Origin of the sequence: Methanobrevibacter sp. (genome assembly GCF_045611865.1) — an archaeon.
In the GTDB taxonomy this organism is placed as follows: domain Archaea; phylum Methanobacteriota; class Methanobacteria; order Methanobacteriales; family Methanobacteriaceae; genus Methanocatella.
In genome coordinates this window covers 1-11,637 of record NZ_JAZKXX010000034.1, presented here as the reverse complement: position 1 = coordinate 11,637, position 11,637 = coordinate 1, and the positions used below count along the sequence as shown (strand labels likewise).

The following is an 11,637-nucleotide window of genomic DNA, read 5'->3' as shown; positions in this document are numbered from 1 at the left end:
CTATAACAAAGGATATAGGTGAAAATACTATTTTTTGTTAAAGTTTGATTTTAATCAGACTTAATCATGGTCAAAATCATTTTATAAGGACTATTTACAGCTTGAAGAGCGTGTGGTTCATTTGCTGGCATGATGATGATTTCACCAGCTTTAACAGTATTTTTAACACCAGAAATTGTGATTTCTGCCTCACCATCAATTACCTGAACCATTGCATCAAAAGGAGCTGAGTGCTCAGATAAACCTTGACCTTGATCAAAGGCAAAGAATGTCACTGTCCCCAATTCCTTTTTGATTACTTCACGGCTTACAACAGTATCGTCTTGATACTCAACTAATTTCTGGATATCTAAAGCTTTAGCCATAATATCCACACTCATAGCCTATTCCCCCATAATAGTTTTGATATCAGCTATTGCATCACCAGTTGTTGGAGTTAAATTGTAGTTTTCAACTAAAACATTTAATATGTCTTCATTTGCCCATGCAGGAAGAACCGGACCAATCCACATGTCAGTTTTGCCTAAGTAGAGCAATGCCCAAAGTACTGCAGCTGCCTTTTGTTCCATCCAACTAAGCACAATAGTCAATGGCAATTCATTTAATTCCATGCCAAACAATTCACATAATGCCACTGCCACATCAACTGCAACAATAGTGTCATTACATTGACCTACATCCAATAATCTTGGAATTCCTTCAATATCACCTAAATCCAAATCATTGAATTTGTATTTACCACATGCCAAAGTCAATATAACAGTATCTTCAGGTAAGTTTTGAACAAATTCTCTGTAGTAGTCATTGTGTTTTGCTGCTTTGTCACAACCGCCTACAACAAAGAACCTTCTGATTTTACCTTCTTCCACCAATTTTTTAATTGCATCAGCGTGTTCAACAATTGCTCCAGCACTCCAACCAGTAGTTATGGTAGTTAATTCTTCAGCTTCTAAACCTCCAAGAGATTTCGCGCATTCAATAACTTCTGAAAAGTCATAATCTTCAATTGTTTTTACACCTTCAAGTTTAGCCACATCCATAGTGAACATTCTTTCCTTGTATGCATCCAAAGCAGGAAGTACACAGTTACTTGTTCCAACAATGGCTGCATTGTATTTTTTAAAGACTGTTCTTTGATCGTGCCATGCACCTCCTAATTGTCCTGCCAAGTTTTCGTATTTGTTTAATCCAGGATATCCATGAGCAGGCAACATTTCTGAGTGAGTGTAAACCTTAATATCAGTTCCTTCAACCTGTTTTAATAATTCTTCTAGTGCTTTTAAGTCATGCCCAGTTACAATAATAGCTGGACCTTCCTGAGCACCCACTTTTACCTCAACAGGCATTGGTTCACCGTAAGCTTCAATGTGTGCATCCTTAAGCAATCTCATTACATCCACACTGACTTTACCTGCTTCAAGTGCTAATGCAACCAAATCATTGACATCAAAGTTGACATTGGTTAATGTAGTGTATAACCCCTTGGTTAAAAATGCATCAATTTCTGGGTTGAATTTGCCTAAAACGTTTGCATTGTAGTTATATGCACTAATTCCTTTCATAGTAAAGATTAAATTATCTTGTAATCTTGCTACAGTTGGTTTTTTACCACAAACTCCACTTACAGTACATCCAGTACCATGAGCGGTCTGGGAACATTGATAACAGAACATATCTAATCCATCTGACATTTTAATTACCTCTTTTTTAATCGTTAATTATAATTTTCTTTAAAGAGTATTTAAAGATATTGTCACTATTTAAGGGTTAAAAGTAGTAATAGATATATATGTCTAAAACCAAACTATAATCATGGATGAAAATATAACCGTTTTAAAAGGAATTGGACTTACATTGTATGAAGCTCAGGCATATGTGGCATTAACAGCATTAATCCAATCAACAGCAGTTGAAATAGCTGAAAAGTCAAATATCCCCCGAAGTAAAATCTATGATGTGTTAAAAAAACTCAACGAAAAGGATTTCATAGAAATTGAAGATGGAAGGCCCCTAACATATATTGTTAAATCCCCTATTGAAGTATTAAGCCGTGAAAAAGAAAAAATTGATTCAAATCTGGATGATGCGATAACAAGACTAACTAACGTGTATGAAAATGGAATGAATCAAGTTCAGGCCCCAATCTGGAGAATTTATGGTGTTGAAAAAATTATTTCCCAAGAAGTGGAAATCATAAAACGTGCAAAAAACACTGTGAATATGAGAATAGGTTTTTTATTTGAAGGAGAAGGTAAAGCATTAGTTAAAGCATTCAAAAATAAAAGAAGTTTAAAAGTCAATATTTTAGCCTCACCAACATGTTACATTAACAATGAAGAGTTTAAAATCATTGAATTTTTCAAAGAAAATAATATTAATGTCCAAAAAGCAGATATTCCATTTGTAAAGGTGATGATTTCAGATTCAAAAGAAATGCTGCATACATATACCAAGTTTTCTGAAGACAAAAGAAATGTTATTCCAGAAACTGCCATTGGAATCTGGAACAAATACGAAGAAATAGCTAAAAATTATGATGACCGTTTCATGAATCAGTTAAAAAAGACTAAAAATAAAAAATCTACATAAATTTCTCTTCAAAATCAATGAAAACTTTTAAAAGTCTATAATCAAGCCTGTGAATGGATTTATACGCAATATTCTTTGGAACATCCCAATATGCAGATGCTATGCTGCCTGCAATAGCTGCTTGAGTATCTGCATCACCACCCAGAGATACTGCATTTCTAATTGTATCTTCAAAGTTTTCAGCTTCTAAAAAGCATATGATGGATTCCGGAACACTGCCCCTACATGAAACATCAAACTTATAGTTAGGCCTTATTTCGTCAATACTGCGATTTAAAAAATATTCGTATCTAAGTTCAATATGATCTTTAATTTCATCCTTACTGGCACCAAGCCTTGCAAGGTAAATTGCATCACATGTTGCAAGTGCTCCTTTTACTCCATCCGGATGATTATGAGTAACTATTGCTGATTTTTTGGCCAAATCTTGCGCTTCTTCAAGGGAATCCGCTACCCAAGCACAAGGTGAAACACGCATTGCAGAACCATTTGCCCAACTGCCATATGGTTCAGGTGAATCATGGCGTAACCATTCCATGAATCTTCCACCATATCCCGCCTTGGGATACATGTTTCCAAAATATTTTAAATTATTAATTAAAACATGTTTAGAATCCTTATTAACACATAACCAATTAGCTATTGCTAAAGTCATTATAGTATCATCTGTGAATGTAGATTTTCTTGAAAATAAATCAAAATCCTTACTTTTAATAGAATGAAATTCATAAGGAGAACCTATAATGTCACCTGCAATTGCACCAATAATTCCTCTCATATTAATGATTATGTGTTAAATTTGTTAATAAAATTATTGCTTTTAACCTGTAAAATTGACATGAATTAAAATAAAAAAGCTTAAATAAAGCTTAAAATATAATAAAAGTTGATAATATTCAATATTATCATGAAACACGTGAATTTTTATAACCTAAAGTGAAATCAATCACAAAATATACTTTCTCTAAATCAACCAATTTACTTTAATTATAGAAATTCAAAAAAATTACTTCACGAAAATATCTAGCATGAAAATATCGATTCCAAGATTTTCTCGGAATCCTATTTTTAAGAAAAAAAATTAAAAAAGTGAGAGAAATTAAGCACTTCTCTCAAGTACAAAATCTGCAATGTTTGCAAGTACCTGTTTAGATGAAGAATCAGGTAATATTTCAAGTACTTCTTTAGATTGGTCCACAGATTCTAGTGCCAAATTGCGAGCATATTCAATAGCACCACAATTTGTTAAAATTTCAATTGCCTCATCTATCTCATCTTGAGAATTTTCTTCAGCTTTTAAGATTTCTAATAATCTATCATCATCCACACTTGCTAAACCTTTAATTGCGATGATGGTCATCTTACCTTTTCCAATATCAGAACCAATCGGTTTACCTAAAGTCTCTTCATCAGAAGCAAGGTCAAGGTAATCATCTTGAATTTGGAAAGCAAGACCTATCAAGCGACCATATTCATACATTGCATCAATGACTTCATCTGATGCACCACCCATAATAGCACCGGCTTTAGTTGCAGCAGCTATTAAAGCACCAGTTTTCTTGAAAATCATTTCCATGTATTCATCTTCTGTTACATCAAATCTGTCTTCAAAGCCCATATCTGATGCTTGACCTTCACAGATTTTTACACATGCATCAGCGACAGTAGCTAAAGCTTTATTATTTTGGTCTGAAGTAGTGCCTTCAGTACCTATAATTATTTCAAATGCTTTTGAAAACAAAGTGTCTCCTGCGAGAATTGCTACATCATCACCCCAAACTTTATGAACTGCCGGCATTCCCCTCCTCATATCATCTTGGTCCATGATATCATCATGAATAAGTGAAAATGTATGGATAAGTTCAATTGCAGCAGCTGATTTTAAAGCGTCTTTACGATTTCCACCAACAGCTTCAGCAACTATTAATGTTAAAGCTGGTCTGAGCATTTTGCCTCCAGCTCTAGTTAAGTATACTGATGCTTCAGCGAGATTTTCTGGAACAATAGTAGATAATTCTTCTTCAATAGTCTTAGTAATATCTCCTGAATAAGTTCCAAGTACTTCTTTTACATTACTCATTTAAATTCCCTCTTTTAACTTTTAAAAACTTGTGCTTGAGCATTTCTTAAAATATGAATATCATATCCTATTCTGTATCCTTCTTCTTCTGCAAGTTCAGCATAAGCTGCAAGCATTGATAAATCTCCGTGTGCTGGAATAATATGTTGTGGTTTTAACATACGTAGGAATTCCCTGTGGTCTTCTCTCCCAGCGTGTCCGGAAACGTGAGCATTAGGATAAATTCTTGCACCTTTTAACTTTAATCTCCTTTCCATAATATGCCTATTAGCAGCATTTGTTGGATTTGGAATGATTGGTGCTGAAATAATTACATTATCTCCTTTTTTAATATTAAAAGGAGTTCTTCCACTAGCTATTCTTGGAAGTAATGCATCAGGTTCACCTTGGTGACCTGTAGTTACAAGCAAATAATTTGCTCTGTCTTCATCAGCTTTCATTAAAGCCCTGTTTACTGCTTTTGGAGAGCCATAAATACTTGCATTTTTAGGCAATTTCAATATTCCTAATTTTTGTGCAATTCCACAGAATCTCTCCATGGATCTTCCAAGGAAAAATATTTCCCTATGGCTTTTTTTAGCAATATCTGCAATAGCCTGAACACGTTCAACGTGAGATGAAAAAGTAGTTACAATCATACCAGTTCTCTCTTGGAGAGGCCCTACCATTACATCTTCTAAGATATTGCGAGCAATACGTTCAGAATGAGTTTTTACTTCATTATAATTTTTAGCATTAGTTGTTTCAACAATCAATGCAAGCACTCCTTTTCTACCCAATTCTTTTAATCTCTTGTAATCAGGTGGAGGGGATACTTTTTGATGATTATCAAATTTGAAATCCAATGCATAAACAATAACACCTTCTGAGGTGTGTAAAACTGGAAATACTGCTTGAGGAATACTGTGAGTTGATTGAACAAATTCTAAAGTAATATCTTTTGAAAGTTTCATTTTACTTCCCGGATTTAAAGGTTTAATTTCATTTGTTACTTTGAATTTACGTTCCCCTTTGATTTGTTTTTCTATCAAAGCGGCAGTATAAGGTGTTCCGATTAATGGTGCATCATATCTATGTGCTAATTTTGCAACTGCACCAATGTGGTCTAAGTGACCGTGAGAGAATACTATTCCTTTTACTTTTCCGTCAACATCCTTCATTAATGTATCATCAGGAATAACTCCTCTTTCAATTAAATCTAAGCTATGCATCCTATCGATATCAGTATCTTCGTGCATGCTTATTCTGTCCAAGTGAATACCCATATCAAAAATTATTACGTCTTCGCCTATTTTGACAGCAGTCATGTTTTTCCCGACTTCTTGGTACCCACCAATAGCGATTACTTCAACGCTCATGTTTTATCTCCTTGAATAATTTTTTGTGTTAATTCCTCTCTCATTTAACCATTCTCTTGTTTTTCCACGAATGACTAAATTAGATTGTTTCAATTCTTCGATATTATTAGCTCCAACCAAAAACATAGCAATCCTTAAGGAATCATTGAATCTTTGAATAAATGTGTTTAAATCATCTTGAGAAGCACTGTTCTTTAAAAATGGTAAAGCCATACCAACAGCATCTGCTCCAAGAGCAATAGCCTTAGCTGCTTCTAAGCCTGTGCGAATTCCTCCTGATGAAATAACTGGAACATTAACCGCATCAGTAACTTCAACAGTACTAATTGCAGTTGGAATTCCCCAATCCCAAAATATTTCACCTAAATATCTATCTTCAGCACGGTATGTTTCAACAGCCGCCCAACTGGTTCCACCTGCACCTTCAATATCAATAAAATCAACACCTGCTTCAACCAGTATTTTAGCTGACTCTGCAGATATTCCACAACCAGTTTCCTTTGCAAGCACTGGAATATCAACACTCTCAGTAATCTGTTTAATCATGTCAGTGTAGCCTCTTGCATCTAAATCACCTTCTGGTTGTATGGATTCTTGAAGAGGATTTAGATGAATTGCCAAAATATCAGCATCCAATATTTCCACTGCTTTTTCAGCCAAATTAAGTTGCGGTGCACCAATATTACCCACAAGTAAACAATCAGGCGCATTTTCACGAACAACACTATAAGTATCTGCTAATTCTGGATGTTCACAAGCCGCTCTTTGAGATCCAACACCAAGAGCAATACCATTATTTTCAGCTGCAATTGCTAATTGCTTATTAATTTCTTTTGCAGCAGGATGGCCTCCAGTAATAGCTGTAATAAATAGAGGTGAGTCTAATTTTTTACCAAAAACATCAGTAGATAAATCAATTTCATTTTTATCCACTTCAGGTAAAACATTATGGATTAACTCAATGTCTTCAAATCCAGTGGTTTTATTTTTAAACTCAACATCATAATTTTCACAAATTAATAAATGCTCTAATTTTCTATCTGAAATCATGTATTAATTTCCCCTTGAAATTACTGTTCCTTTGACATCTTCGTTTTCTAAGACTTTATAAATGTTATCTTTAACTTCAGCATTTATTATTTTAGATTCAATTCCCAAATCTGCTAAATATAAAAGTTCCTTAATCTTACCAACCATTCCACCAGTTACATCTACATTTGTGGTTCCCTCTAATGTATCCAAATCTTTAAGTGATGTAAATTTCTCGAAAAAAATTGCATCATCATGAGTTTTTGGGTTTTTATCATAAACTCCATCAACATCAGTCCCCAAAACAACACAATCAGGGTTAAGATTTTTAGCTAGGTATTGTATAAGTTGATCACCTGAAATAACACAGATTTCTAACTCACTGTCTAAAACAACATCCCCATAGATAACAGGAATAAACCCTTTATCTAAATATCTTCTAAAAGCATCTAGTTTTCCTTCAGTTATTCTTTTATTTGTAGCTGTCATGAAACTAGAAGCAGGAATTGCAACAACCGGCACTCCTTCATCAATGAACGCTTCACAAATTAACATATTCAATTTTTTAACAGCATTTTGAACTTCACAAAACCCAATTCTTTTTTGTGGATATTCTGATTCGTCAAATTTTTCGCCAATTTTATATTTTTTAGCTGGTGGATGACCAAAAGAACCAGCACCATGAACAATGATTAATTCTTTAAAAGAATTATCTAGTGAAGCTTTAATTTCACCTGCTATTCTTTTAAGGCTTTCACTATCTACTTCACTTTCAATAGCATCTTTATTAGTTAATATACTTCCACCAATTTTTAAGATAAACATCAAATCACTTATAAACTCTTGAAGAAACCCCTTTTCGAGTAAATCTGATTTTCAAGACATTATCATCGCGAGCAATAGCTTCAGCAACTTCCTCAACTTTTCCAGGACATAGCGAAATAATACTACCCCCTCCACCAGCACCAGTAGTTTTAGCACCAATAGCACCAGCTTCTCTTGCATTATACACCATACGAGATAATTCTAAAGTATTAACACCAATCGTATCTAAAAATCCATGGTTAATATTCATTAACTCTCCAACTTTATTGAAATCCTTTTTCAAAATAGCCTGTTTTGCATAATTAGTTAAATTACCCATTGAAGCAATAACCGGATTTATAATTTTTGGATTTCTATTTTTAAGACTTCTTACATCTTTAACCATTTTTCCAGTATTTCCATGCTTTGTAGTATAACCTACAACAAATGGAACATTAAAATCAACTTTAAAACGCTCAACCTTTTTGTTTCTTGATAAATAAACAAGACCACCATAAGTAGAAACTAAAGTATCTAAAGGACTAGCCACTCCTTGAACGGCCTGTTCAACCATATGAGCATCATGAGCTAAAGATTTTTTATTAAAACGAATGTTGTGATATCTGTATAATGCTGCGAGTGTTGCTACAGTAACAGCAGCAGATGATCCAAGTCCAGAACCAATAGGAACATTTGAATTCAATGTTATGTCTATTGGAGAATGATCATGAACTCTATGAACGGATTCTAAAATATATCTAATAATACCTGGTTTTCCTTTTCTTAAGATGTATTTTTTAGATCTTGTTAATAATTCAGCTTCGAAACCTATGTCTGGAGCTCTAAAAATAGATTTATTGCAATCTGATTCCTTAATTGTTATATAAGCTCTTTTATTTACTGCCCCTGCAATAGCTGGTTCACCATAAACTACTGAGTGTTCACCAAATAAAATTGTTTTTGCTGGAGCGGAAGCTTTAGCTATCATAATACACCTTTATTTAAAAACACCTGAAGCATAACCTACAACTGAAGTGAAATCTCCAGTAACATCCCCACTAGTCTGATAAGCTAATATTTCACATTCTTTTTTACCAGACATTTTAGAATGAATTATAGTGGCCATAACAGGACCATAACCACACATTGTAATATTATACTGAACGACTTCTTCAAAAAGTTTGAATTCATTCATTTCCGCAATATCTTCCATTACAAAACCATCAACTTTATTGGCCTTTTCTTGATTGTTAAAATGAGATAAATCCGTACTTGCAATTACTGCATAAGATTTATCTAATTTGTTTCCAGCTTCAAAAATAGCTTTTGCTATATCATTTGCAGTTACATAGGTTTGTGAACCCATAGTGATTGGAACAATTTTAAAATCATCAGAAAAATATTGTAGGAATGGTAGTTGAACTTCTATACTGTGTTCATGAATATGGGCGTGGAAGTCTCCTTTTGCAAAATCAGAATTTGAAATAATTTCATCTGCAAATTCATCATCTACTTGAATGCTTCCGAAAGGTGTTACCCATTCACCATCATTGAAAACAGAAACCTCACTACCAAAACCAGTATGGTTTGGACTTATAATAATAAAAACTTCAGGAAAACCAATTTGAACTAGTTTACAATAGCCATGTGCGGCTATTGCACCAGAATATTGATAACCTGCATGTGGAACCATAACATTTATAGGATAATCTGATCCATCAAAAGATTTAAGCTCTGGAATTTCACCAACGCTTACGTCATCTAAAAAACAACTCTCAATGAGTTTTTTTAGAGTGTTAGGATTATTTGGATAAAATGATCCAGCAACAGCAGGCATTCTTAACATTTTAATTCATTTAAAATTTAAGTTCAAAGTCGGTTGCATCAATATCTAAGTCACCGTCTTCAGGAATGTCTCCTCTTTCTCTTAAGATTTGTCTTGCAAGTAACCAGTAAACTAAAGCAATAGCTTTTCTACCTTTGTTGTTTACAGGTACAGCAATATCAACAAAACTGAGTAAGTTTTCAGTATCACATAATGCAACAACAGGAATACCATTTTGTTTGGATTCTAATACTGCTTGTGCATCAGATCTTGGGTCAGTTACAACAATAATTTTTGGTTCGATGAATTTAGCATAATTTGGGTTAGTTAAAGTACCTGGGATGAATCTACCAGGGATAGTTTTAGCACCGGTTAATTCTCCGAATTTTTTAACAGGAGCTTGACCATATTGTCTGGTAGCTACAACCAAAATATCTTCAGGGTCGTATTTTGCTAAAAGTTTTGCGATTTGTCTGATTCTTTCGTCAGTTTTTTGAATATCTAATACATATAAACCGTCAGATCTTACTCTGAAAATGTATTTTTCCATATCACTGGTTTTTTGTTGAGTTCCAATGTGTAAACCAGCAGCTAAATAATTATCTAAGTCAATTAAAAGTTCATCGTTTACCATATTTTCACCTACAATTTTATTTAATCTTCATCTTCAATTTTAATACATTCGTTAGGACATACATCCATACAAACTTCACAATAACTACAGTCTTCAGGGTTGACAATTTCGATTTTGTCACCTTTAAGAACTAATACTTCCATTGGGCAAACATCAGCACATTCTGCACAGTCTGCACCATCACATTTGTCATAATCTAATATTACTTTAGACATCAAATCTCTCCATTAATTGTTAGAATTTCCCCATCCTTGGATTTGGAAGTTCTTCCTCAATACGAATAAGCTCATTTAATTTAGCTATTCTTTCACCACCAATAGCCCCAGTTTTTATCATTGGAGATGAAAAACCAACAGCTAAGTGAGCGATAGTTGCATCAGTAGTTTCACCAGACCTATGGGAAACAACAGGCACAATATTATTTTCTTTTGCAAGTTTTACAGTAGCATAAGTTTCAGATAATGAACCTATTTGATTTGGTTTGATGATGATAGCATTTGCTGCTTTCATTTCAATACCTTTGGCCAATATCTTTTTATTTGTTACAAATAAATCATCACCACAAATAAGGCATTTATCACCTACTTTTGAAGTGAGTTGAGCAAATCCTTCAAAGTCGGATTCGTCAAATGGGTCTTCTACATAAAACATTTTGTAAGTATCAATGATATCTTTTACGAAATCAATTTGGTCTCCAGTGTCTCTTTTGACACCGTCTTGAGCATAAACGTATTTTTGCTCATCACTACTCCATAATTCTGAAGCAGCCATGTCAAGTGAAGGTCTAATTTCAAGGCCCAATTCATCCCCTACTTCTTCACAAGCTTGTGCTTGTATTTCTAAAGCAGCATCATTTGAAATATTAGGTACCCATCCACCTTCGTCACCTTTTCCTCCAGTAAAATTAGAGTCTTTAGTTTGTATTAACTCTTTTAATCTTTTGTGAACGGAAGCATTTGCAAATATCGCATCAACCATAGTAGTAGCTCCAATTGGAACAACCAAAAATTCTTGAATATCTGGTGCATTAACACCTGCATGTGCTCCACCATTCATCATATTACCAAGAGGATATGGCAATTCATTAACTAAATTACCACCTATATATTTGTACAATGGTAGACTATAACAAGAAGCAGCAGCTTTAGCTACAGCCATGGAAATAGCTACAGTAGTGTTACCACCAATAGCAGATAAATTATCTGTTCCATCGACTTCCCTCAATACTTCATCAATAGTTGTAATATCTTGTGCATCCATTCCAATAAGCTCAGAAGCAATCAAATCTTCCATTTCACTTACTATCATGTCCACTCCA

At 33.9% G+C, this 11,637-nt stretch carries 13 protein-coding genes; 1 reads left to right on the top strand and 12 read right to left on the bottom strand.

Translation table 11 applies throughout. The features are described from left to right. Nucleotides 1–50 precede the first annotated feature (50 nt). A complete protein-coding gene (locus ACKI32_RS03445) occupies nucleotides 51–380 on the bottom strand; it encodes a cupin domain-containing protein (RefSeq protein ID WP_407413521.1) in 330 nt (109 codons plus the stop codon). A gap of 3 nt (nucleotides 381–383) precedes the next feature. Beyond that, complete coding sequence (gene hcp / locus ACKI32_RS03440; RefSeq protein WP_407413519.1) at nucleotides 384–1,691, bottom strand: hydroxylamine reductase; 1,308 nt, start codon at nucleotides 1,689–1,691, stop codon at nucleotides 384–386. Between the two features lie 121 nt (nucleotides 1,692–1,812). On the opposite strand from hcp, the gene ACKI32_RS03435 reads away from it, so the two are divergent. Continuing rightward, nucleotides 1,813–2,589, top strand: coding sequence for a TrmB family transcriptional regulator (locus ACKI32_RS03435; protein ID WP_407413517.1), 777 nt, complete (start codon nucleotides 1,813–1,815; stop codon nucleotides 2,587–2,589). On the opposite strand, the gene ACKI32_RS03430 is transcribed toward ACKI32_RS03435, so the two are convergent. The 10 genes from ACKI32_RS03430 to eno all read right to left on the bottom strand — a co-directional run. Beyond that, the gene (locus ACKI32_RS03430) at nucleotides 2,582–3,367 is read right to left on the bottom strand and encodes an ADP-ribosylglycohydrolase family protein (protein ID WP_407413515.1); all 786 of its coding nucleotides are present in this window, start codon (nucleotides 3,365–3,367) and stop codon (nucleotides 2,582–2,584) included. The two genes, ACKI32_RS03435 and ACKI32_RS03430, sit on opposite strands and share 8 nt — an antisense overlap. Before the next feature lie 321 nt (nucleotides 3,368–3,688). After that, nucleotides 3,689–4,669 carry a short chain isoprenyl diphosphate synthase IdsA gene (idsA, locus tag ACKI32_RS03425; RefSeq protein WP_407413513.1) on the bottom strand — a complete coding sequence of 327 codons (981 nt, stop codon included), beginning with the start codon at nucleotides 4,667–4,669 and terminating at the stop codon, nucleotides 3,689–3,691. A 14-nt stretch (nucleotides 4,670–4,683) separates the two neighbouring features. Then, the gene (locus tag ACKI32_RS03420; protein WP_407413511.1) at nucleotides 4,684–6,027 is read right to left on the bottom strand and encodes an RNase J family beta-CASP ribonuclease; all 1,344 of its coding nucleotides are present in this window, start codon (nucleotides 6,025–6,027) and stop codon (nucleotides 4,684–4,686) included. A gap of 3 nt (nucleotides 6,028–6,030) precedes the next feature. Beyond that, nucleotides 6,031–7,077, bottom strand: coding sequence for a type 2 isopentenyl-diphosphate Delta-isomerase (gene fni, locus ACKI32_RS03415; protein WP_407413509.1), 1,047 nt, complete (start codon nucleotides 7,075–7,077; stop codon nucleotides 6,031–6,033). Between the two features lie 3 nt (nucleotides 7,078–7,080). Then, complete coding sequence (locus ACKI32_RS03410; RefSeq protein WP_407413507.1) at nucleotides 7,081–7,881, bottom strand: isopentenyl phosphate kinase; 801 nt, start codon at nucleotides 7,879–7,881, stop codon at nucleotides 7,081–7,083. Between the two features lie 4 nt (nucleotides 7,882–7,885). After that, a complete protein-coding gene (gene mvk, locus ACKI32_RS03405) occupies nucleotides 7,886–8,848 on the bottom strand; it encodes a mevalonate kinase (RefSeq protein WP_407413505.1) in 963 nt (320 codons plus the stop codon). A 9-nt stretch (nucleotides 8,849–8,857) separates the two neighbouring features. Next, nucleotides 8,858–9,706, bottom strand: coding sequence for an AmmeMemoRadiSam system protein B (gene amrB / locus ACKI32_RS03400; RefSeq protein WP_407413503.1), 849 nt, complete (start codon nucleotides 9,704–9,706; stop codon nucleotides 8,858–8,860). A gap of 10 nt (nucleotides 9,707–9,716) precedes the next feature. Next, nucleotides 9,717–10,319, bottom strand: coding sequence for a 30S ribosomal protein S2 (gene rpsB / locus ACKI32_RS03395; RefSeq protein ID WP_296895372.1), 603 nt, complete (start codon nucleotides 10,317–10,319; stop codon nucleotides 9,717–9,719). A gap of 20 nt (nucleotides 10,320–10,339) precedes the next feature. Next, nucleotides 10,340–10,534 carry a 4Fe-4S dicluster domain-containing protein gene (locus ACKI32_RS03390; protein ID WP_407413500.1) on the bottom strand — a complete coding sequence of 65 codons (195 nt, stop codon included), beginning with the start codon at nucleotides 10,532–10,534 and terminating at the stop codon, nucleotides 10,340–10,342. 19 nt (nucleotides 10,535–10,553) lie between these two features. Further along, on the bottom strand, nucleotides 10,554–11,637 hold a 1,084-nt coding region (gene eno, locus ACKI32_RS03385), incomplete at its 5' end, for a phosphopyruvate hydratase (protein ID WP_407413498.1).